Source organism: Bacillus sp. Medicinal_06 (genome assembly GCF_056711665.1).
Genome location: NZ_JBWYHD010000002.1, coordinates 1 through 21,006 on the forward strand (window position 1 = coordinate 1; position 21,006 = coordinate 21,006).

A 21,006-nucleotide genomic window follows, 5' to 3' on the forward strand; every position below is an offset into this window, starting at 1 on the left:
CCGGGATGGACGCACCGCTGGTGTACCAGTTGTTCTGCCAAGGGCATAGCTGGGTAGCTATGTGCGGAAGGGATAAGTGCTGAAAGCATCTAAGCATGAAGCCCCCCTCAAGATGAGATTTCCCATAGCGTAAGCTAGTAAGATCCCTGAAAGATGATCAGGTTGATAGGTTCGAGGTGGAAGCATGGTGACATGTGGAGCTGACGAATACTAATAGATCGAGGACTTAACCATATAATATGAATACAGATGTTATCTAGTTTTGAGAGAACATAAAAAACTTGTTGACATTTAAAATGAATCAAGTATAATAATGATTGTCTCAAATGAATAAAGTCTGGTAATGATGGCAGAGAGGTCACACCCGTTCCCATACCGAACACAGAAGTTAAGCTCTCTAGCGCCGATGGTAGTTGGGGCCTTGCCCCTGTGAGAGTAGGACGTTGCCAGGCAAATGGAGGATTAGCTCAGCTGGGAGAGCACCTGCCTTACAAGCAGGGGGTCGGCGGTTCGATCCCGTCATCCTCCACCATTTATGCCGGCTTAGCTCAATTGGTAGAGCAACTGACTTGTAATCAGTAGGTTGGGGGTTCAAGTCCTCTAGCCGGCACCAGTAACTATGGCGGTTGTGGCGAAGTGGTTAACGCACCGGATTGTGGCTCCGGCATTCGTGGGTTCGATTCCCATCAGTCGCCCCATTTCTTTTAAAACAAATATAACATGCGGGTGTGGCGGAATTGGCAGACGCACCAGACTTAGGATCTGGCGCCTTTGGCGTGGGGGTTCGACTCCCTTCACCCGCACTTTTAATAAAATATCTCATAACATGTCTTGCGGAAGTAGTTCAGTGGTAGAATACAACCTTGCCAAGGTTGGGGTCGCGGGTTCGAATCCCGTCTTCCGCTCCAATTTTCAATATGACATGCCGGGGTGGCGGAACAGGCAGACGCACAGGACTTAAAATCCTGCGGTGGGTGACCACCGTGCGGGTTCGACCCCCGCCCTCGGCACCATATGCGCCCGTAGCTCAATTGGATAGAGCGTTTGACTACGGATCAAAAGGTTAGGGGTTCGAGTCCTCTCGGGCGCGCTTTTATTAACGGGAAGTGGCTCAGCTTGGTAGAGCACCTGGTTTGGGACCAGGGGGTCGCAGGTTCAAATCCTGTCTTCCCGATAGTTTTAAACATTATGGGGCCTTAGCTCAGCTGGGAGAGCGCCTGCCTTGCACGCAGGAGGTCAGCGGTTCGATCCCGCTAGGCTCCACTTATAACTTTATTATGGCGGTGTAGCTCAGCTGGCTAGAGCGTACGGTTCATACCCGTGAGGTCGGGGGTTCGATCCCCTCCGCCGCTACCATAAAGGACCTTTAGCTCAGCTGGTTAGAGCAGACGGCTCATAACCGTCCGGTCGTAGGTTCGAGTCCTACAAGGTCCACCATTTAAAGTAAATACCTGGAGGTATACCCAAGTCTGGCTGAAGGGATCGGTCTTGAAAACCGACAGGCGGCGAGAGTCGCGCGGGGGTTCGAATCCCTCTACCTCCTCCATTTTTTAAAAAGAATATTATATCGTCGCGGGGTGGAGCAGTCTGGTAGCTCGTCGGGCTCATAACCCGAAGGTCGCAGGTTCAAATCCTGTCCCCGCAACCAAATGGTCCCGTGGTGTAGTGGTTAACATGCCTGCCTGTCACGCAGGAGATCGCCGGTTCGACCCCGGTCGGGACCGCCATTACATAAAGGCTCGGTAGCTCAGTCGGTAGAGCAGAGGACTGAAAATCCTCGTGTCGGCGGTTCGATTCCGTCCCGAGCCACCATTTTGAAATAGCAAGCCGGCTTAGCTCAATTGGTAGAGCAACTGACTTGTAATCAGTAGGTTGGGGGTTCAAGTCCTCTAGCCGGCACCACTTTCAAAATGAGCCATTAGCTCAGTTGGTAGAGCATCTGACTTTTAATCAGAGGGTCGAAGGTTCGAGTCCTTCATGGCTCACCATTTATTTTATAATTTCATGCGGGTGTAGTTTAGTGGTAAAACAAGAGCCTTCCAAGCTCTGGTCGAGAGTTCGATTCTCTTCACCCGCTTTTCCATTGGGGGCCTATAGCTCAGCTGGTTAGAGCGCACGCCTGATAAGCGTGAGGTCGATGGTTCGAGTCCATTTAGGCCCACCATTATTCCGCAGTAGCTCAGTGGTAGAGCTATCGGCTGTTAACCGATCGGTCGTAGGTTCGAGTCCTACCTGCGGAGCCATATTATATAGAGAAGTACCCAAGTGGCTCAAGGGGCTCCCCTGCTAAGGGAGTAGATCGCTAACGCGGTGCGAGGGTTCGAATCCCTTCTTCTCTGCCAGAAATTGGCCCGTTGGTCAAGTGGTTAAGACACCGCCCTTTCACGGCGGTAACACGGGTTCGAATCCCGTACGGGTCATACTTAAAGAGATAGCATAATCTGCTATCTCTTTTTTCATTTTTAACAGTAATCAGATAGAAATCTCCTTCCTCAAGTACGTGCAGAAAAGAGTCAAGGTGGTAAGGATGGGACGTTCACATTTCTGAAATACCATTGGCAACTAATAGTAAAAAAATAAAAATGGATAACAGGATAAAAAATATGCCATTAGATATAACACTGAATAGCATTATACTAACGTTTTTTGTCTTAACTCCAAAAATTAAGCGACTATAAATCCAATATCTATGATAGTTAATAAAACAATGCTAATTCGCAAATCAGTATTTGGATATAATCTTGAGGTTACAAAAACAAATAGTGTAGCGATAAGTAAAGAAATAGTCCAAAGAATGGGTTTAGCTATTGTTTTGCTTTCCCGCATGTTATTCTCCATAGTATCACCTCTTTCCACTTTCTTAAATTATACAAGCCTTTCGTAACAGAAAGATAATCTTTTAGTTATAACAAATCATATATTTTTGATATTGAAACACGCTATAGAATGGAGTGATGGTATGGATTTTGAAACCTTGTATCGAACCTATCGGCCTTTAGTTTACTCTGTAGCATATCGCTTGCTTGGCTCTGTTAGTGATGCGGAAGATGTTGCGCAGGATATACTTATTAAAAGTCAACATGTGAACCAGGAATCAATTAGAAATATAAAAGCTTATTTCATTAAGATGACGACAAATCATTGTTTAAATATACTGCAATCGGCTCAGAAAAAGAGAGAAGTATATACAGGAGAATGGCTTCCTGAGCCGGAAATAGATACGATGAAACTAAATCCTATGGACACTATAATTCAAAACGAAAGAGTATCCTATGCATTTCTTGTACTGTTAGAGAATTTAACGCCTATTGAAAGAGCTGTATTTGTCTTAAGGGAAGCCCTCAGGTACGATTATCGAGAAGTAGCGGAGATTTTAAACAAATCAGAGGCAAATTGCCGAAAGATTTACAGCCGTTGCAAAGAGAAGATACGACACGAAATACCAGTACATCCACAACAATCGGATCATACAGAAAAAATGATACATACCTTTATCAGAGGCGCAGAAACAGGGAATTTTGAGGAATTTATTAATTTGCTGACAACAGATGCAACCCTTGTCACTGATGGAGGCGGTAAAGTGCGTGCAGCTATATTTCCGATTCTGGGTAAACAGCGTATCCAGACGTTTTTGGAGGCTATTGTTTCACGAGGATTTTTCCAATTGGATCTTCTTCCAACTATAATAAATGGTCAATTTGGTATTTTAGCAAGGAATAAAGGCCGTGCAGAGAAAGCCATATGTTTTGAATGGAATGAAAGCGGAGAATCCATTAGAAGAATCTTCATTGTAGTCAATCCTGATAAGTTGAAGTATATTCCAGTTCTATAGCATTTATAAAAAAGAGATTTTTTTAAAATCTCTTTTTTATTTTGTCACAAAACAAAAAGCTAATTTGTCTTATAAGTGACGGGATATAAAAGGGATGCTATGTATGTTTTTTATTAGAGCTTCTGTCATGAATTAAGGTATGTTACGGCAGATAGTGATTGTAAATCATTCATAAAAGACCTTGTTAAATATCCTGGTATAAAAGTACAAACTCATTTTATTTTATGGAGGGAATATACGATGGAAACAAGGTTTTTAATGGGAAAGGTAAATCCAGAAGGTTATAAGGCAATGGCAGGATTAGAAAAATATTTGATGACTACAAGTATTGATGAGACATTGAAAGAGCTAATTAAAATTCGGGCCTCTCAAATCAACGGATGTGCGTATTGCATTGATCTCCATACGAAAGATGCGAGAAAATTAGGAGAAACAGAGCAGCGTATTTATGCTCTTAATGCTTGGCATGAGACACCATTTTTCACAGAGAAGGAGCGTGCTGTGCTTGCTTTGACAGAAGCAATTACACTAGTAGCGGAAACTCATGTTCCAGATGAGGTATATGAAGAAGTAAGAAAATACTTTGAAGAAAAGCAAGTTGCTGAAATTATTATGCAGATTGTTGCTATTAATGCATGGAATCGAATTGGAGTTTCTACTCGTTTAATGCCAGAATAAAGATAAAGTCTTGAAACAATAGAAAGCTATTCTTTCCAGAAAGGCTCTGGAAAGGATAGCTTTTTATGTATTACTACACATAATCTCTAATAAAACAAAGTTTTCACAATCTAAAGAAAAAGCTTACATTGAGATTGATTCCATACTCAATAAGATAACTTTCTCCTATCTGTGAAAAAGTTCACAAATAGGTCATAATTTGTGAATTAATTCACAATTATTCATGCTACAATATGAGTGTAAGGAAGTTAAACAACATTAAATTAGTACTTTAATTAATTACTTAAACAATCATAATAAATGTGAACAATAGAGAGGGGAAATTACCATGAAAAAAGGTATCAATCGCGTAGTATTAGTAGGAACAGGAGCTGTAGGTTGTAGTTATGCTTACTCAATGATCAACCAAGGTGTAGCTGAGGAATTCGTACTTGTTGATGTAAATGAAGCAAAAGCAGAAGGAGAAGCAATGGACTTAAGCCATGCGGTACCATTCTCTCCATCACCAACAAAAGTGTGGAGCGGTAGTTATGCAGATTGTAAAGATGCAGATTTAGTTGTTATCACTGCTGGATTACCACAAAAACCAGGTGAAACTCGTTTAGACTTAGTTGAGAAAAATACAAAAATCTTCAAGCAAATCGTTCGCGGTATTATGGATAGCGGATTTGATGGTATTTTCTTAATCGCAACTAACCCAGTTGACATCTTAACTTACGTAACTTGGAAAGAATCTGGATTACCAAAAGAACGTGTAATTGGTTCTGGTACAACTTTAGACTCTGCTCGTTTCCGCTATATGCTAGGTGACTACTTAAATGTAGATCCACGTAACGTTCACGCGTACATTATTGGTGAACATGGTGATACTGAACTTCCAGTATGGAGCCACACTACTGTAGGTGTACAAAAACTAGAAACAATTTTAGCGAACAACGAACAATACAACCAAGATGATTTAGATAAAATCTTTGTAAATGTACGCGATGCAGCTTACCACATTATTGAGCGTAAAGGTGCAACTTACTACGGAATCGGTATGTCACTACTTCGTGTAACGAAAGCAATCTTAAACAACGAAAATAGTGTGCTAACTGTATCTGCATACCTAGAAGGTCAATACGGTGAAAAAGACGCTTATGTAGGTGTTCCGGCTGTTATTAACCGCGAAGGTGTACGTGAAATCGTTGAGCTTGAGCTAAATGAAGAAGAAAAAGCGAAATTCGCTCACTCTGTAAAAGTATTAAAAGAAACAATGGCACCAGTACTTTAATATAATTGATAAATGATTCAGAGGCGGGAAACTGCTTCCGGCTTCTGAATTTTTATATAAAATAATATAAATTCCTTTTCCAGTTCCCTTGTATATCCCCAAAATATACCCCTTTTGTTGGAAAAGGATCGTTTATAGAAAAAGCACTCTATATGAAAATAGAGTGCTTTTTTATTATATTATTACAAGTGAAATAATCATCTGAAATAAAACGCTTTCAATGAATATTCGTCAAAATTCGATATATTTTATCAAAAATTAAAATATTACCTTTAATTACCACGAAAAAACGTATATTTATTTAAAAATACACAAGGATATTTCAGTTTTTCAGCGAATGTTTACAAAGTAACAAAAATTCTGTCATCTTAGTGAGGTGAACATATTGAGTGTAACAAATTGTATAGAAGAGAGTTTGTATGAATTTCATACAAAAAAGTGTTATGAGAGCTATAACATATTTGGCGCGCATTTTGCAGTAGAGGATGAAATACAAGGCGTACGATTTACAGTATGGGCTCCTCATGCAAAAGCTTTGAGTGTAGTTGGAGATTTTAATGATTGGGATGTTGAAGGGCATCGAATGATACAAATGACAGAAAAGGGTATTTGGTCACTGTTTATACCACATTTGGGGGAAAACGAAATATATAAGTATGCGATTGAGACCAAAGGTGGAGAAACAATTTTAAAAGCAGATCCCTATGCAAATTATGCAGAAGTAAGACCAAATACGGCATCTGTTATTTTTGATATAAGGGGATACGAATGGAACGATAAAAATTGGTTCCGCAAGAAAAAACGAAAATCAATTTATAAGGAAGCAATGGCAGTTTATGAATTGCATTTTGGATCATGGAAAAAGAAAGAAGATGGCTCTTTGTACTCGTATCGAGAAATGGCAGAGGAGCTCATTCCTTATGTAGTAGAGCATCAGTTTACTCATATTGAAATTATGCCGCTCGTTGAACATCCATATGATCGATCTTGGGGATATCAGGGAACTGGATATTATGCGGTAACAAGTCGATTTGGTACACCGCATGATTTCATGTATTTTGTCGATGAATGTCATAAATATGGAATCGGTGTCATTTTAGATTGGGTACCAGGTCATTTTTGTAAGGATGCTCATGGTTTGTATTTGTTTGATGGGGCACCAACCTATGAATATAAAGATTTGGATGTGCAGGAGAATCGTGTTTGGGGAACAGTAAATTTTGATTTAGGGAAACAGGAAGTGCGAAATTTTTTAATTTCAAATGCATTGTTTTGGATGAAATATTACCATATCGACGGCTTTCGCGTTGATGCGGTTGCGAATATGCTGTACTGGGAAAAAGAAGGGCAGCAGCAAAGTAATGAATATGCGGTTTCCTTTTTACGTGAGTTAAATGAGGCCGTATTTGCAGAGAACGAAGAATTTTTGATGACGGCAGAAGATTCGACAGCTTGGCCGCTTGTGACTGCCCCAACGTATGAAGGCGGGCTTGGCTTTAATTATAAGTGGAATATGGGCTGGATGAATGATGTGTTGAAATATATGGAGTGTGCGCCAGAGTACCGGAAATATATTCATGAGAAAATGACGTTTTCTTTGCTATATGCTTACTCTGAAAACTTTGTATTGCCGCTCTCTCACGATGAAGTCGTTCACGGGAAAAAATCATTGTTAAATAAAATGCCAGGAGACTACTGGGAAAAGTTTGCACAGCTTCGTTTATTATACGGGTATTTCTTTACGCACCCGGGTAAGAAATTGCTCTTTATGGGTGGGGAATTCGGTCAATTTGATGAGTGGAAAGATCTTGAGGATTTAGATTGGAATTTGCATGATTTTGAAATGCATCGTTCTATGCATGATTACTTTAAAGTGCTCATAGCATTGTATAAGCGCTCTAAGCCACTTTGGCAGCTGGATCATTCACAGGAAGGATTTCAGTGGATCGATGCTGATAATAGAGAACAAAGTATTTTTTCGTTTATTCGTAAAGGGGATAAGGATGAAGATATCCTTGTCGTTGTATGTAATTTTACTAACATTGTGTACGAAAACTATAAAGTGGGCGTACCAGAATTCCAGTATTATAACGAGATTTTAAATAGCGATGATGTAATATATGGCGGCTCAGGACAGGTGAATAAAAAACGGCTGAAGGCAATAGATGAGCCGTATCATAACCAGTCTGCTCATGTAGAAATAACAATTCCACCACTTGGGGTATCTATTTTACGACCAGTGAAAACGAGAAAGGGGAGCAAAAAACAAGATGGTTCAAAAGCAGACGTGCGTAGCAATGTTACTAGCAGGAGGAAAGGGTAGTCGTTTAAGTGCCTTAACAAAAAATTTAGCAAAGCCAGCTGTTCCGTTTGGCGGCAAGTATCGAATTATTGATTTCACTTTAAGTAATTGTGCAAACTCTGGTATTGAAACGGTTGGAATTTTAACGCAGTATCAGCCACTTGAGCTTCATAGTTATATTGGAATCGGTAATGCTTGGGATTTAGACCGTGTGAATGGCGGCGTGACTGTATTACCCCCGTACTCGGAATCTTCAGGAGTGAAATGGTATACAGGAACAGCTAGTGCGATTTATCAAAACTTAAACTACTTGCATCAGTACGATCCTGAATATGTTCTGATTTTATCAGGGGATCATATTTATAAAATGGATTACAGTAAAATGTTAGATTACCATATTGAAAAAGAAGCGGATGTTTCGATTTCTGTTATTGAGGTACCTTGGGACGAAGCAAATAGATTTGGAATTATGAATACGAATGAAGAGATGGAGATTGTTGAGTTTGAGGAAAAACCACAGTTCCCAAAAAGTAATCTTGCCTCGATGGGCATTTACATTTTTAATTGGGCGATCTTAAAAGAATATTTAGAGATGGATGCAAGAAATCCAGATTCTACGAATGACTTCGGAAAAGATGTTCTTCCTCTTTTACTAGATGAAGGAAAGAAATTAATTGCTTATCCGTTCCAAGGGTATTGGAAAGATGTTGGAACTGTTAAAAGTTTATGGGAAGCCAATATGGACTTGCTTCGTGATGAATCTTTATTGCACCTAAATGATCGTGATTGGCGCGTTTACTCAGTTAATCCCAACGAACCACCACAATTTATAGCTGAGAATGCCAAAGTAGAAGAGTCATTGATAAATGAAGGATGCGTTATTGAGGGAGATGTAAAGCATTCTGTTTTATTCCAAGGTGTAACGGTAGGAGAAGGTAGCCTAGTTATTGATTCCGTTGTTATGCCAGGGGCTCGAATTGGAAAAAATGTTGTGATTGAAAAGGCGATTGTTGGCTCAGGTATGGTAATTGAGGATAATACCGTGATTCGATCAGAAAAAAATGTAGATGAGATTGTATTAATCGCAGAAGGAAAATAGACAAAAGGGGATGAGATACATGGGAGAATCAATGTTAGGAATTATTAATGCAACAGGGAGCTTTCCTTCTTTAAAGAAAGTAACAGAACACCGTTCACTAGCTGCGCTACCATTTGGAGGGCGTTATCGTCTCATTGATTTTATGCTTTCAAATATGGTTAATTCCCATATTCATAGCGTAGCGATTTTTACGAGTCATAAAAATCGTTCCTTGATGGATCATCTCGGATCAGGAAAACAGTGGGATTTAGATAGAAAACGCGACGGCTTATTTTTATTTCCTCCAAATTGCCAATGTGATCAAGATGAGTTTGGTTCCTTCGCTCATTTTAGAAGACATATTGATTATTTTCTACGTAGTAGACAAGAGTACGTTGTCATTACAAATAGTCATCTTGTCACAGCAATCAATTTTCAAGCAGTGTTAGAGAGACATATACATACGGAAGCGGATATTACGGAAGTGTGTCATGAAGGAGTTCCCCTACAAACCTATGTGCTTAAGAAACAGCTATTATTAGATTTATTTGAAACGTATAAAGATATGGAGCATTATAGTTTATTTGATGTTGTTAGAGAAAAGCGAGGAGAATCATTGTACATCGGCACATATGAACATATGGGGTATGTAGCAGTGATCGATTCGATTGAAAGTTATTATAAACATAGTTTAGAAATTTTGCAGCCTTCGATTTGGAAACAGTTATTTACGAAAGAAGCACCGATTTTTACAAAGGTAAAAGATGAACCACCAACACGTTATATGAAAGATGCTAAGGTGAAAAATACAATGATTGCAAATGGAAGTATTATTGCAGGGAAAGTTGAGAATAGTGTTGTATTTCGTTCGGTTAAGGTTGGAAAAGGTTCAGTAATTCGAAATAGTATTATTATGCAAAAGAGTCAAATTGGAGATAATTGTATATTAGACGGTGTTATTATTGATAAAGATGTTAAGATTGAGGATGGTGTAGTTTTAACAGGAACACCTGATAATCCGCATGTTGTGGAAAAGGGGAGTATCCAAAGTCAAAATGTTACTAGTTATTCTTGAAAACTCAATATAAAGTGAAACTTTAATCAGTGGTGGGGGGCTTCATCCCCCACTGCCCGTTAATGCGGGATAAATGAAAATATGGATTAAAACATACTTTTTTTGTTGGGAGAGAGGATCCGGCGATGGGGAGAAGCAATCAAAGCCTTTTTTGGCCCCATGCCATGTGAAACCAAAAGGAGAAAATGAGTGGAGCACTTCTTTTGATTTCAGAGCTGTAATTGTTGAGTAGGAAAATCGAAATAGAGTTATATAGCCAGTGGAATTGGATTCACTGGCTCATCATGATATGAATTTAAAATCCGAAGGGAGGAAGCTGTAAGAAGGGCGGATCAAGGTGTACACGCTTTTCAGGCAGTGGAACAACACGTGAATATTTTATTTGCAGTATCAGAATGCGTACCGTTTATTAAATCAGGAGGTTTAGCAGATGTTGCGGGTGCACTTCCAAAAGAATTGAAAAAATTAGGGGTAAACGTCCGGATTATACTTCCAAACTACAGTCTTATCCCTAAGCATTTACGAGAAGCATGTACGCTTCATAAGGTAATTAATGTTCAGCTTGGCTGGCGAAACCAATATTGTGGGATTTTAAAAGGCGAGCAAGATGGGATTACGTATTACTTAATCGATAATGAGTATTATTTTAAAAGAGATTCTCTGTATGGACATTATGATGATGGAGAACGCTTTTCTTTCTTTTCTAAAGCAGTGTTAGAGTGTATGCCACATTTAGATTTTGAAGTGGATGTTCTTCATAGTCACGATTGGCATACAGCAATGGTAAATTTCTTACTCCGTGAAAAATATGGGGACAACCCGTTATATGAACATATTAAAACCGTATATACAATTCATAATTTGCAGTTCCAAGGTGTATTTCCACGTGAAGTTATGCATGATTTACTGGATCTTGGTGATGAATATTTTCATAGTGAACAGCTTGAATTTTATGGGAACGTTAACTTTATGAAAGGTGGCATTATCGCTTCAGATCGTATTACAGCAGTAAGCCCGACATATAAGGAAGAGATTCAATACGAATTTTTTGGTGAAAAACTAGATGGTTTGCTGCGTAAATATAATGATAAGCTGAGCGGGATTGTAAATGGCATTGATACGAGCGTATATAATCCGAAAACAGACGCATTTATTACTGCGCAGTATGATGCTGAGTCGCTATATGATAAGCAAGAAAATAAACGTGCATTGCAGCGTTACTTTGGTTTGCCAGAAAAAGAAGATACACCACTCATTTCAATGGTAACGAGATTAACAAAGCAAAAAGGTCTCGACTTAGTGCGTACTGTCTTTCATGAAATGATGGAAGAGGATGTACAATGTATCATTTTAGGATCAGGAGATTCTGAGTATGAGCAATTTTTTGAGTGGATGGCATATGAGTATCCAGAAAAAGTGAAAGTGTATATTGGTTTTAATGAAGAGTTAGCACATCAAGTATATGCAGGTAGTGATTTGTTTTTAATGCCATCACTATTTGAACCGTGTGGACTTGGACAACTCATTGCACTGGCGTATGGTGTTATTCCAATTGTAAGAGAGACTGGAGGCTTGAATGATACAGTTCAGTCTTATAATGAGAAAATGGAGACTGGAAATGGCTTCAGTTTTAGAAATTTTAATGCTCATGACATGTTACATACGATTCGTCGTGCGCTGAAGTATTATCATAATAAACCGGTATGGGAACAGCTTGTAAAACAGGCGATGACAGAAGATTATAGCTGGAAAAAGTCAGCTCTTGAATACAGGGAATTATATAAAAGTTTGCTGAAACACTCTTAGGTGGTGAAAAGATGTTTACTCATGTTGAAAGCTTTAAAGCAGCTTTTTTAGAAAAACTAGAAACGATGTATGGAAAAAGTTTCAAAGATTCTACTAGTCGTGACCAGTATAATACACTTGGGCATATGGTACGTGAGTATATGAATCAACACTGGATTGCAACAAATGAAAGGTACCGGACAGGGAATCAAAAGCAAATGTATTACTTATCTATTGAGTTTTTACTTGGCCGTTTGCTTGGTAGTAATTTACTAAATTTAGGAATACGTGATGTATGTGAACAAGGCCTTTCAGAACTTGGAATTTCCTTGAAAGAATTAGAAGAAAGTGAAGCGGATGCAGGGCTTGGTAATGGAGGACTCGGCCGCCTTGCAGCCTGTTTTCTTGATTCATTGGCATCTTTAAATCTTCCTGGGCACGGATGTGGTATTCGTTATAAGCATGGTTTATTTGATCAGAAAATTGTCGATGGATATCAGGTGGAGTTGCCTGAACAGTGGCTTCGTCATGAAAATGTATGGGAAGTCAGGAGACATGATCAAGCTGTGGAAGTAAGTTATTTCGGACAAGTGGAAGCTGTGCAAATCAATGACCGTTTAGAATTTCGTCATACTGATGCGGAAGTCATTATGGCGGTGCCTTATGATGTTCCTGTTGTTGGGTATGAAACAGATACTGTGAACACACTTCGTCTTTGGAATGCAGAACCAGTTCCTTTCCCGCAAAACTGTAAAGATATTTTGAAATATAAACGCGAAACAGAAGTGGTATCAGAATTTTTATACCCAGATGATACGCATGATGAAGGGAAAATACTACGGTTAAAACAACAGTATTTTCTTGTATCAGCAAGTTTACAAAACATTGTTCGCATGCATAGAGAGCGAAATGGAACGCTTCGTAATTTACATGATAAAATTGCAATTCATATTAATGATACACACCCGGTCCTTGCGATTCCAGAACTTATGCGTATTTTATTAGATGAGGAAAAGCTCTCTTGGGAAGAAGCGTGGGATATTACAATTCAGACGATTTCTTATACGAACCATACAACATTATCAGAAGCTCTTGAGAAGTGGCCGATTCATATCTTTAAATCATTATTACCACGGATTTATATGATTATTGAAGAAATTAATGAACGCTTTTGTCATGAACTATGGGAGCGATATCCGTATGATTGGAAGCGGATTGAAGACATGGCGATTATTGCACATGGTCTTGTGAAAATGGCGCATTTAGCAATTGTCGGAAGTTATAGTGTAAATGGAGTCGCAAAAATTCATACGGAAATTTTAAAACAGCGTGAAATGCGGTTATTTTATGAATTTTACCCAGAAAAATTTAATAATAAGACAAATGGCATCGCGCATAGACGCTGGCTTATGAAAGCAAATCCGCAGCTTACCAATCTTATTTCAGAAGCGATTGGAGAGGGGTGGAAGAAGCAGCCGCAGGGATTACAACTGCTACAAGATTACCGGTACGACACTGCTTTTCAAGATAAGTTACAAGATGTAAAGCAAGAGCGTAAACATATTTTAGCAGAGCGTATCCGCAATAACATGGGGGTTATTGTTGATCCAAGTTCCATTTTTGATGTACAAGTGAAACGATTGCATGCTTACAAAAGGCAATTATTAAATGTGTTACATATTTTATATTTGTACAATCGTTTGAAGGAAGATTCTAGCTTTTCGTTTTATCCGCGTACATTTATTTTTGGAGCGAAAGCATCGCCAGGCTATTATTATGCGAAAAAAATTATTAAATTAATAAACGAACTTGCTAGAAAGGTAAATGAAGATCCGTATGTGAGTCGATATATGAAAGTTATCTTTCTAGAAAACTACCGTGTTTCACTGGCTGAAGATATTTTTCCAGCAGCAGATGTAAGTGAGCAAATCTCAACGGCGAGTAAAGAAGCATCCGGAACAGGGAATATGAAGTTTATGATGAATGGAGCAATTACGCTTGGAACACTGGATGGAGCCAATATTGAAATTAGGGAAAAGGTAGGAGATGAGGCCTGTTTTATCTTTGGCTTAACAGCGGAAGAAGTGCTTCATTATTATCAAAATGGTGGCTATCGTGCAAATGATTATTACCACCACAATATGCACATTAAAAAAGTAGTGGATCAGCTAATAAATGGCTTTTTCCAAAATGTCGGAGCTGAATTTGAAGCAATTTATGATTCTCTTGTCATCCAAAACGACGAATACTTTGTTCTTCGTGATTTTAGTCCATATGCAGAGCGTCAAGAAGATGTAGGAAGAGCATATGAAAACAGAAGAAAGTGGCTAGAAATGTCAATCATTAACATTGCACAATCTGGGCACTTTGCGAGTGATCGAACGATCTTGCAATATAGTAGTGAGATTTGGGGTATTGGTGATGGAGTTAAGCTTTCGTGAGTTGAAGATATAAATTAAAAACCTTTCTTTTTAGTTGGGAGAGAGGATCCGGCCTTGTGTAGAAGCGGTCAGATCCCTTTTTAGTCCTATGCCACGTGAAAACAGAAGGAGAAAAAAGAGTGGAGGTCATTTTTTTTCTTCATAGCAGCGACTTATATGCCTAAAAATCAAAATGAATATATAGAAATAATATAGAGCCCCTTGTGAAGATTTGGAGGGGCTTTTATCTGTGGATTGGAGAATATAAAAATAAGTACGGGATATTTTAGTATGGAATTCTTTTTATATGAAAAAGTGGGTAAAATAATTATGAACTGAGGTGGAAGTATGCAAAATAGCTATGAACTTCCGAAATTAGAAACAAAGCGTCTGCTACTAACAAAAATAGATATGTCTCATTTAGACGATTTATTTGAAGTCTATTCGAACCCTCAAACGATTACATATGTACCTCGAAATGTACACAAAAATAAAGAAGAGACTCATAGTTTATTGGAAAAGATGATGGAAACAACAAAGGAAGGTAAGTCTTTTGTTTGGTCCGTTATTTTTCAGGAGAACCAAAAAGCGATAGGAACTTGTGGTATTTGGACATTACCACACAATAGTGCTTCTTTAGGAGCGGTTATCAGTCCGCTGTATTGGGGAAAGGGCTTCATTGTTGAAGCTTTAGAAAAGCTCATAAAGTTTGGTTTTCAGGAGTTAAGTTTGAATCGTATTGAAGGAAGGTGTGATGTGAAAAATATAGCGTCTGAACGAGTGATGCAAAAGTTAAAGATGACCTATGAAGGAACATTGAGACAAAGTATGCAAATTAATGAGAGATATTGTGATTCTAAGGTGTACTCTCTTTTGAAACAAGAATATGATAGCTCCCGGTAAAATCAAAAAGCTTGGAAGTTTCCAAGCTTTTTGATTATTTCACTATAGAGATATAAGGCGTCACCGAATACAGCATACCAGTTCCCCCATATTCCTCCGTAGCAAAGTATGAGAATGTAAAGAAACCTGTAACTGCAAATAATAGAACAAGAAAAAGTGCAAAGAAATATTTTAGCATGTATGGTCCCCTCATCCGAAGTTAGTTACATATATAAATCCAAATTGAAAAACGAACATCAAACCATTCTTTTCATATGGGTGAGAGCGTCCGGCCATGCGTAGAAGCGGTCAGTGCCTTTTTAGCCCCATGCCATGTGAAAACAGAAGGAGAAAATGAGTGAAAGTCTCTGTCTGTTCTTCATAGCCATCATTCACCTGTTAGAAAATCAAATTGGATTTATATATTATTATAATATACTACCACTTTATTTCCAAATGTTTCCGGTTTAAAAATGAGAAGTCAGACATGTTTTGTATGTTGTCATGGCATGATTGTTGGTGATAGATTTTGTATTTTTCGTAAATGTCATGTTGTGATGAACATGTGCATACTCCCAGTCATGGTCATTAAAATGCACTTTGCGCGGGGGAAGAAGCGGGACGACATCGAATAAATTAACAAAGCGAAAGCTACTTGCTACTTGCATTTTATAGTAGTTTCGAAAAGTAATATCGCCAACTTTTGGAGAAGCAAAGTTATAGAGACCATATTGTGCAAACGCAGTATTCACTCGTGCGTCTAATATGTGCAGTGTGGCAAGTGCCCCGCCTAGGCTATGTCCTGTGGCGAGCAGCTTTTTATGTGATGGCAAAGATACGAGCATATCCATAATCGTATCACGGCATGATTCATAAATAGAGAGAAAGCCGTTATGGACGTTCCCGCTGTTTAATGCGTATGGATAAGGTTTTTGGTTTACAAGTGAATCAATCAGCCACTCAGGATCCGTCTGTGTTCCCCGAAAGGCAACAATGATGCTATCTTCAGATTCTAATATGAAGCCAAACCATTCTGTCGTTTGCATTACCTTTGCTTGAAAACCTTGTACATATTGAAAATCATCAGGTATTTGAAAAACACCATTTTGTTTATATTGATCATATGTTAACTCGCAGCAAGAAGCTAACAATATGGCAGTATCTTTATCAAAGGATAAAGGAGCACGCATCAAGGAAGCCCTCCTTAAGAAGAAGTAATAGTTCAATATATGAGTGGAGATGGGGAATCATTCTTTGAGCGGCTTGAAAACAAAGTGTAATGAAAAGTGAATATGTTTTACTAATTAACACTTGAACCTACAGTTACGTGAGGGAGTATGATGGGAGTAACCATATCGATAAAAAGAATGTAGGGGGAATAACAGATGAGTAACAATGAAAATTATTCAATTGGAGAGTTTTCGAAACAAACAGGCACATCAGTACGAACACTACATTATTACGACGAAATTGGGTTGCTTACACCTGAAAAACATCCTAGTTCCGGGCATCGTATCTATAAAAAAACAGATATATTAACATTGCAAAAAATTGTGAGCCTAAAATTATTAGGATATAGCTTAGATGAAATCTGTGTAATGGTAAATAGGAAAAGCTTTAACGGAAGCTTGAAAGAAACATTACAAAGTCAGAAAAAGGCTTTTGAAGAAAAAAAGAGACATATCGAAACTTCTTTAAAAGCGATTCATCGAACGATTACTTTATTAGAGGACGAAGGACAAATAGACAGTGACATTCTGATGACGTTAATTCGGAATATACAAAAAGAAAATGAACAACGCTTATGGCTTGAAGAATATATGGATAAGGAAGTTGTTGATCGGTTATACGATAAGTCCGAAGAAGAGATGGTGGCATTGGATAAAGAATTTATCGAGTTGTCTAAAGAGGTAAAGAGACTATTTGGAAAGCCAGCCCATGATCTGGAGGTACAAAAGCTTGTTGATCAACATATGAAGGCAACTCTTGCATATGTTGGGGAAGAAGCGTTGTATTCTTTTGGAACATTAGAAAATATGGAGGAACAATATGAGCAGATGATTCCTTCTCCATATACAGCGGAAGAAGAGGACTGGTTAAACCGAGCGATGGAGTATTATATGATGCAAAAGGGTATGTATAGTCCAAATGAAGTAAAAACAGATAAATAAAAACAATCGCTACGTCTTATGACGTAGCGATTTGAATTTTACTCTTTTCCATCAAGAAGGCGACCAAGTCCTCCTAAAACGCTACCTTCCCCGCTGCTTTGAGCTGCAGGGTTTGTAAGGCGTGCAGCTAAACGGCTTAATGTCAAGGATTGAAGCCAAACCGTTCCAGGCCCTTCTAACGTTGCGAAGAATAAACCTTCTCCGCCAAATAGAGCAGTTTTTACATTGCCTACAAATTGAATATCATAGTCAACATCTTTCGTCATTGCAACGAGGCAACCTGTATCGATACGTAATCTCTCGCCAGGTTTTAAGTCTCGTTTATAAACTGTTCCACCTGCATGCATGAAAGCAAGTCCGTCACCTTCAAGTTTTTGCATAATGAATCCTTCTCCGCCGAAAAAGCCGCTACCGATTTTTTTCGTAAATTCAATTCCGATCGAAACCCCTTTGGCTGCGCAAAGGAAAGCATCTTTTTGACAAACTACTTTGCCTTGATATTCTCTTAAATCAACTGGAACGATTTTTCCAGGATATGGCGCAGCAAATGATACGTGACGTTTGCCATGACCTGTGTTTGTAAATATTGTCATAAACATACTTTCACCTGTAACGAGACGCTTTCCAGCACCCATTAGTTTTCCGAATAGGCCGCTAGACTTTCCACCCCCGTCACCGAATATTGTTTCCATTTCAATATAGTCTTCCATCATCATCATCGCGCCAGCTTCTGCGATAACACTTTCCTCTGGATCTAATTCAATTTCAACGAACTGCATATCATCGCCATATAATTTATACTCAATTTCATGTGCCTTCATTTTATTCACCTCTTATGTAGTGGATACTAATATTGTACAGAAATTAAAGAGATTAAAAAACTATCGTTTTGTTAATTTTCAAACAAAAACCCATTTTGATTTTTCGACATATAAGTTGCTGTTATGAAAAGAGAAAGTTAATCAGCGCTTGTTTTTCCTTTCGCTTGGTAATAATGGATCTAAAAAAGGGTCTGATCTTTCTATACATGGCCGGACGCTCTCTCTTATCTAAAAAGAAAGGTTTTATATCAATTCGTATTTGTGTATTTTCCAGATTTTGTGAAGAATTTAAAAAATATGAAAAAAATGCTGAAATGAAAGTGTTCTCATTTGACGTTTTTGATAGAGCGTGATATAGTGAAATCACTATTGAGCTACATAATGTGGTACGGAAATAAAGCGTGTTTAATTCAAGGCATTAGGTCTGAGATACATTCATGTCCTTTATATCCACCTTTTCATGTGGATTCATAGTTTCATTTTTATTTAGGAGGTACATGACATGCAAACTGGTAAAGTTAAATGGTTTAACAGCGAAAAAGGTTTCGGCTTCATCGAAGTTGAAGGCGGAGACGATGTATTCGTTCACTTCTCAGCGATCCAAGGCGAAGGCTTCAAAACTTTAGAAGAAGGTCAAGAAGTTTCTTTCGAAATCGTTGAAGGTAACCGTGGACCACAAGCTGCTAACGTTACAAAAAACTAATTAGCTAGCGAGAAAAAAGCATTCCGAATTTCGGAATGCTTTTTTTATGCCTTCGAACCAGACTCATCAGAAGATAATTCTCCTTTATAAGTACGTTCTTCAAAATCATCTAGCATTTGTTCATATTCCTCATGCTCTTCTGTCGCGTATACTTGCGGGTTCTTTCCATACATATCTGTTCCGATGAAGTTCTCGAAGTCTTCTACATAACCACGTGGCTCTTCAGCATCTACATACATTTCATTAAAGTTTTTTGAGTCACGGCGTTCTAAATCGGATGGCGTTTCTGATGTTCCGTATAAAGCAACATCTTGCCAAGCATCCTCTGCATCGTATCCTACAGCACTGTCCATATCATATTTGCCAAACGGTGGCTCTACTAATTCTTCTTCAATAGGGCGTGCACTCATGTTTAATTTATTTGTTGTATGTTCAATACAAGTTGTAGCAGTCGGCATTGCTTCTAATCGTTCTAGTGGAATGTCTTTGCCAGAAACTTCGCAAACACCGTATGTGCCAGCTTCAATTTTTTGCAGGGCATGCTTTGTATCTTGCAACTGCTTATTCCATAATTCAATCAGTCCGAAATCTTTTTCTCGTTCATATAATTCTGTAGCCATGTCGCCAGGGTGGTTATCGTAAGCTGATAATTCTCCAACAGATTCCCGTTCAGAGGCGCGATCTTCATTTTCATGATTTTGAAGCGTTTGTTCTAATTCTTGTTGTTGCTTTTCTAATATGGATTTAAAGTGATTGACTTGTTGTGGAGTTAACATTGTATCCACCTTCCTACAATTCGGTTTCTTTATGTAGTATGAGCCGGATTACGGGAATTATGAGGGGGAATTTAGGGAGTGTATGGCGTCGTAAAATGTCGAGCGGTCGATATGTTGTGTCGAATCGTCGATATATTTCAATTTGCGCTGATATATTTGAAGTTACGGTTGATATATTTGAAAAAACGCCGATATATTTTGAAAAAGAAAAAGGAGAGCTGCCTAACAGCTCCCTTCCTTATAGGAAATACCCAAGTAATAGGCCGATTCCCATTAAAAATCCGAAGATTGTATTTGTTTTTGCAGTTGCAACCATTGCAGGTGCCATTTCCATTGGAATGCTTTTGCCGATAAATCCTTTTGTCGCTTTAAATGCTTTCGGTGCACTTAGGAATACAATCAACATCCATGGAGATACGATTCCAACAATGATGAGGGCAATCGTCCAAATGTAGGAAACGATAAACATAGAAGCAAGGACACCAATTGCATTTTCACGTCCAACGATAATTGCTAATGTGTTACGACCGTTTTCTTTGTCTCCATCTAAATCACGAATGTTATTGGAAAGTAAAATTGCACCAATTAAAATCGAATTTGGAATGGATACTAAAATAACTTCTGATGTTACAGTTCCAGTCTGAATGAAGAAAGAAATACCAATAATAATAACACCCATAAATAATCCTGCTGTTAATTCTCCAAAAGGTGTATAAGCAATGGGAATTGGGCCACCTGTATAAAGGTAAGCAACAGCCATACACACAAGACCGATTGCAGCAAGCCACCAGCTAGAGTTCATACAAATATAAACGCCTAATAGCATCGCGATACCGAAAAATCCAAATGCTAAGTTCAGTACTGTTTTTGGCTGAATACCGTCGCGGACAATTGCACCGCCGATACCAACAGAACCCTCATGATCTAATCCTCTTTTATAATCAAAGTATTCGTTAAACATGTTTGTTGCCGCTTGAATGAGAAGACAAGCAAGAAGCATGATAAAGAAAAGAGGGAGATGTATTTGATTAATACCTCCTACTTGCATGGCATACGCTGTTCCGATAAAAACAGGAACAAAAGCAGCTGTTAATGTATGAGGACGTAATAAACTCCACCAAATGCGCCAGCCTGTTTGTTTATTTGGCTTTGGCGGCATAGGAGGGGAATTTGTTTCAATTTTCATTTCCATTTTGAATCCTCCTAGTTC

At 38.6% G+C, this 21,006-nt stretch carries 17 protein-coding genes, 22 tRNA genes and 2 rRNA genes; 35 read left to right on the forward strand and 6 right to left on the reverse strand.

Features of this window, described 5'->3' with window-relative positions:
* From AC1M36_RS03530 to AC1M36_RS03645, 24 genes are all read left to right on the forward strand, one after another.
* A 23S ribosomal RNA gene (locus AC1M36_RS03530) occupies window positions 1–234 on the forward strand; the annotation flags it as partial.
* Window positions 235–336: 102 nt separating this feature from the next.
* Window positions 337–452, forward strand: a 5S ribosomal RNA gene (gene rrf / locus AC1M36_RS03535).
* A gap of 4 nt (window positions 453–456) precedes the next feature.
* Window positions 457–532 (forward strand) — tRNA-Val (locus tag AC1M36_RS03540).
* Between the two features lie 5 nt (window positions 533–537).
* Window positions 538–613, forward strand: a tRNA-Thr gene (locus AC1M36_RS03545).
* Between the two features lie 9 nt (window positions 614–622).
* A tRNA-His gene (locus AC1M36_RS03550) sits at window positions 623–698 on the forward strand.
* Between the two features lie 24 nt (window positions 699–722).
* Window positions 723–803, forward strand: a tRNA-Leu gene (locus AC1M36_RS03555).
* Between the two features lie 30 nt (window positions 804–833).
* A tRNA-Gly gene (locus AC1M36_RS03560) sits at window positions 834–908 on the forward strand.
* Window positions 909–924: 16 nt separating this feature from the next.
* Window positions 925–1,013 (forward strand) — tRNA-Leu (locus tag AC1M36_RS03565).
* A gap of 3 nt (window positions 1,014–1,016) precedes the next feature.
* Window positions 1,017–1,090, forward strand: a tRNA-Arg gene (locus tag AC1M36_RS03570).
* Between the two features lie 10 nt (window positions 1,091–1,100).
* Window positions 1,101–1,174, forward strand: a tRNA-Pro gene (locus AC1M36_RS03575).
* 16 nt (window positions 1,175–1,190) lie between these two features.
* Window positions 1,191–1,263 (forward strand) — tRNA-Ala (locus AC1M36_RS03580).
* 16 nt (window positions 1,264–1,279) lie between these two features.
* A tRNA-Met gene (locus AC1M36_RS03585) sits at window positions 1,280–1,356 on the forward strand.
* Between the two features lie 4 nt (window positions 1,357–1,360).
* Window positions 1,361–1,437, forward strand: a tRNA-Ile gene (locus AC1M36_RS03590).
* Window positions 1,438–1,453: 16 nt separating this feature from the next.
* Window positions 1,454–1,546, forward strand: a tRNA-Ser gene (locus AC1M36_RS03595).
* A gap of 25 nt (window positions 1,547–1,571) precedes the next feature.
* A tRNA-Met gene (locus AC1M36_RS03600) sits at window positions 1,572–1,648 on the forward strand.
* A gap of 3 nt (window positions 1,649–1,651) precedes the next feature.
* Window positions 1,652–1,727, forward strand: a tRNA-Asp gene (locus AC1M36_RS03605).
* Window positions 1,728–1,736: 9 nt separating this feature from the next.
* A tRNA-Phe gene (locus tag AC1M36_RS03610) sits at window positions 1,737–1,812 on the forward strand.
* Window positions 1,813–1,826: 14 nt separating this feature from the next.
* Window positions 1,827–1,902 (forward strand) — tRNA-Thr (locus AC1M36_RS03615).
* Window positions 1,903–1,912: 10 nt separating this feature from the next.
* A tRNA-Lys gene (locus tag AC1M36_RS03620) sits at window positions 1,913–1,988 on the forward strand.
* Window positions 1,989–2,006: 18 nt separating this feature from the next.
* Window positions 2,007–2,077 (forward strand) — tRNA-Gly (locus AC1M36_RS03625).
* Between the two features lie 10 nt (window positions 2,078–2,087).
* Window positions 2,088–2,164, forward strand: a tRNA-Ile gene (locus tag AC1M36_RS03630).
* A gap of 4 nt (window positions 2,165–2,168) precedes the next feature.
* Window positions 2,169–2,243: transfer RNA gene (locus AC1M36_RS03635), tRNA-Asn, on the forward strand.
* A gap of 8 nt (window positions 2,244–2,251) precedes the next feature.
* Window positions 2,252–2,342 (forward strand) — tRNA-Ser (locus tag AC1M36_RS03640).
* 6 nt (window positions 2,343–2,348) lie between these two features.
* Window positions 2,349–2,420, forward strand: a tRNA-Glu gene (locus AC1M36_RS03645).
* 244 nt (window positions 2,421–2,664) lie between these two features.
* Here the strand turns inward: AC1M36_RS03645 and AC1M36_RS03650 are convergent.
* Window positions 2,665–2,838 (reverse strand): hypothetical protein, encoded by a 174-nt coding sequence (locus AC1M36_RS03650; RefSeq protein WP_336450615.1) that lies wholly within the window; start codon window positions 2,836–2,838, stop codon window positions 2,665–2,667.
* A gap of 121 nt (window positions 2,839–2,959) precedes the next feature.
* On the opposite strand from AC1M36_RS03650, the gene AC1M36_RS03655 reads away from it, so the two are divergent.
* From AC1M36_RS03655 to AC1M36_RS03695, 9 genes are all read left to right on the forward strand, one after another.
* Entirely contained in the window at window positions 2,960–3,832 is an 873-nt protein-coding gene (locus tag AC1M36_RS03655; RefSeq protein WP_336450614.1) for an RNA polymerase sigma-70 factor, read from the forward strand.
* Window positions 3,833–4,072: 240 nt separating this feature from the next.
* Window positions 4,073–4,510, forward strand: coding sequence for a carboxymuconolactone decarboxylase family protein (locus AC1M36_RS03660; protein ID WP_336450613.1), 438 nt, complete (start codon window positions 4,073–4,075; stop codon window positions 4,508–4,510).
* Window positions 4,511–4,838: 328 nt separating this feature from the next.
* Window positions 4,839–5,783: an L-lactate dehydrogenase gene (locus tag AC1M36_RS03665; protein WP_336450612.1), complete on the forward strand. Its 945-nt coding sequence runs from the start codon at window positions 4,839–4,841 to the stop codon at window positions 5,781–5,783.
* A gap of 385 nt (window positions 5,784–6,168) precedes the next feature.
* A complete protein-coding gene (glgB, locus tag AC1M36_RS03670) occupies window positions 6,169–8,106 on the forward strand; it encodes a 1,4-alpha-glucan branching protein GlgB (RefSeq protein WP_479845608.1) in 1,938 nt (645 codons plus the stop codon).
* The gene (locus AC1M36_RS03675; RefSeq protein ID WP_479845609.1) at window positions 8,054–9,184 is read left to right on the forward strand and encodes a glucose-1-phosphate adenylyltransferase; all 1,131 of its coding nucleotides are present in this window, start codon (window positions 8,054–8,056) and stop codon (window positions 9,182–9,184) included. Before glgB ends, AC1M36_RS03675 begins: the two co-directional genes overlap by 53 nt.
* A 19-nt stretch (window positions 9,185–9,203) precedes the next feature.
* Window positions 9,204–10,238 carry a GlgC family sugar phosphate nucleotidyltransferase gene (locus AC1M36_RS03680; protein ID WP_336450609.1) on the forward strand — a complete coding sequence of 345 codons (1,035 nt, stop codon included), beginning with the start codon at window positions 9,204–9,206 and terminating at the stop codon, window positions 10,236–10,238.
* Between the two features lie 369 nt (window positions 10,239–10,607).
* Window positions 10,608–12,044: a glycogen synthase GlgA gene (gene glgA, locus AC1M36_RS03685; protein WP_336450608.1), complete on the forward strand. Its 1,437-nt coding sequence runs from the start codon at window positions 10,608–10,610 to the stop codon at window positions 12,042–12,044.
* 11 nt (window positions 12,045–12,055) lie between these two features.
* Complete coding sequence (locus tag AC1M36_RS03690) at window positions 12,056–14,464, forward strand: glycogen/starch/alpha-glucan phosphorylase (protein ID WP_336450607.1); 2,409 nt, start codon at window positions 12,056–12,058, stop codon at window positions 14,462–14,464.
* Window positions 14,465–14,791: 327 nt separating this feature from the next.
* Window positions 14,792–15,346: a GNAT family N-acetyltransferase gene (locus AC1M36_RS03695; RefSeq protein WP_336450606.1), complete on the forward strand. Its 555-nt coding sequence runs from the start codon at window positions 14,792–14,794 to the stop codon at window positions 15,344–15,346.
* A 34-nt stretch (window positions 15,347–15,380) separates the two neighbouring features.
* Here the strand turns inward: AC1M36_RS03695 and AC1M36_RS03700 are convergent, their stop codons facing one another.
* Both AC1M36_RS03700 and AC1M36_RS03705 read right to left on the reverse strand, forming a co-directional pair.
* Window positions 15,381–15,524 (reverse strand): hypothetical protein, encoded by a 144-nt coding sequence (locus AC1M36_RS03700; protein WP_336450605.1) that lies wholly within the window; start codon window positions 15,522–15,524, stop codon window positions 15,381–15,383.
* 268 nt (window positions 15,525–15,792) lie between these two features.
* The gene (locus tag AC1M36_RS03705) at window positions 15,793–16,515 is read right to left on the reverse strand and encodes a lipase family protein (protein ID WP_336450604.1); all 723 of its coding nucleotides are present in this window, start codon (window positions 16,513–16,515) and stop codon (window positions 15,793–15,795) included.
* Window positions 16,516–16,710: 195 nt separating this feature from the next.
* Between AC1M36_RS03705 and AC1M36_RS03710 the strand changes: the two genes are divergently transcribed.
* The gene (locus AC1M36_RS03710) at window positions 16,711–17,496 is read left to right on the forward strand and encodes a MerR family transcriptional regulator (RefSeq protein WP_336450603.1); all 786 of its coding nucleotides are present in this window, start codon (window positions 16,711–16,713) and stop codon (window positions 17,494–17,496) included.
* A gap of 38 nt (window positions 17,497–17,534) precedes the next feature.
* On the opposite strand, the gene AC1M36_RS03715 is transcribed toward AC1M36_RS03710, so the two are convergent.
* A complete protein-coding gene (locus tag AC1M36_RS03715; RefSeq protein WP_336450602.1) occupies window positions 17,535–18,317 on the reverse strand; it encodes a TIGR00266 family protein in 783 nt (260 codons plus the stop codon).
* Between the two features lie 502 nt (window positions 18,318–18,819).
* Between AC1M36_RS03715 and cspD the strand changes: the two genes are divergently transcribed.
* Entirely contained in the window at window positions 18,820–19,020 is a 201-nt protein-coding gene (gene cspD, locus AC1M36_RS03720; protein WP_242144281.1) for a cold-shock protein CspD, read from the forward strand.
* Between the two features lie 44 nt (window positions 19,021–19,064).
* On the opposite strand, the gene AC1M36_RS03725 is transcribed toward cspD, so the two are convergent.
* Both AC1M36_RS03725 and AC1M36_RS03730 read right to left on the reverse strand, forming a co-directional pair.
* Window positions 19,065–19,796 (reverse strand): TraR/DksA C4-type zinc finger protein, encoded by a 732-nt coding sequence (locus AC1M36_RS03725; protein WP_336450601.1) that lies wholly within the window; start codon window positions 19,794–19,796, stop codon window positions 19,065–19,067.
* 238 nt (window positions 19,797–20,034) lie between these two features.
* On the reverse strand, window positions 20,035–20,988 hold the full coding sequence (locus tag AC1M36_RS03730) for a 1,4-dihydroxy-2-naphthoate polyprenyltransferase (RefSeq protein ID WP_336450600.1): 954 nt from the start codon (window positions 20,986–20,988) through the stop codon (window positions 20,035–20,037).
* Window positions 20,989–21,006 lie beyond the last annotated feature (18 nt).

What these genes read in the sequence shown, in the direction of transcription:
- AC1M36_RS03690 (WP_336450607.1), top strand. Translation starts at nt 12,056, where the DNA reads ATGTTTACTCATGTTGAAAGCTTTAAAGCAGCTTTTTTAGAAAAACTA.
- AC1M36_RS03715 (WP_336450602.1), bottom strand. Translation starts at nt 18,317, where the DNA reads ATGAAGGCACATGAAATTGAGTATAAATTATATGGCGATGATATGCAG.
- AC1M36_RS03710 (WP_336450603.1), top strand. Translation starts at nt 16,711, where the DNA reads ATGAGTAACAATGAAAATTATTCAATTGGAGAGTTTTCGAAACAAACA.
- AC1M36_RS03695 (WP_336450606.1), top strand. Translation starts at nt 14,792, where the DNA reads ATGCAAAATAGCTATGAACTTCCGAAATTAGAAACAAAGCGTCTGCTA.
- AC1M36_RS03680 (WP_336450609.1), top strand. Translation starts at nt 9,204, where the DNA reads ATGGGAGAATCAATGTTAGGAATTATTAATGCAACAGGGAGCTTTCCT.
- AC1M36_RS03730 (WP_336450600.1), bottom strand. Translation starts at nt 20,988, where the DNA reads ATGGAAATGAAAATTGAAACAAATTCCCCTCCTATGCCGCCAAAGCCA.
- AC1M36_RS03705 (WP_336450604.1), bottom strand. Translation starts at nt 16,515, where the DNA reads ATGCGTGCTCCTTTATCCTTTGATAAAGATACTGCCATATTGTTAGCT.
- AC1M36_RS03725 (WP_336450601.1), bottom strand. Translation starts at nt 19,796, where the DNA reads ATGTTAACTCCACAACAAGTCAATCACTTTAAATCCATATTAGAAAAG.
- AC1M36_RS03655 (WP_336450614.1), top strand. Translation starts at nt 2,960, where the DNA reads ATGGATTTTGAAACCTTGTATCGAACCTATCGGCCTTTAGTTTACTCT.
- AC1M36_RS03665 (WP_336450612.1), top strand. Translation starts at nt 4,839, where the DNA reads ATGAAAAAAGGTATCAATCGCGTAGTATTAGTAGGAACAGGAGCTGTA.
- AC1M36_RS03650 (WP_336450615.1), bottom strand. Translation starts at nt 2,838, where the DNA reads ATGGAGAATAACATGCGGGAAAGCAAAACAATAGCTAAACCCATTCTT.
- cspD (WP_242144281.1), top strand. Translation starts at nt 18,820, where the DNA reads ATGCAAACTGGTAAAGTTAAATGGTTTAACAGCGAAAAAGGTTTCGGC.
- AC1M36_RS03700 (WP_336450605.1), bottom strand. Translation starts at nt 15,524, where the DNA reads ATGCTAAAATATTTCTTTGCACTTTTTCTTGTTCTATTATTTGCAGTT.
- AC1M36_RS03660 (WP_336450613.1), top strand. Translation starts at nt 4,073, where the DNA reads ATGGAAACAAGGTTTTTAATGGGAAAGGTAAATCCAGAAGGTTATAAG.
- AC1M36_RS03675 (WP_479845609.1), top strand. Translation starts at nt 8,054, where the DNA reads ATGGTTCAAAAGCAGACGTGCGTAGCAATGTTACTAGCAGGAGGAAAG.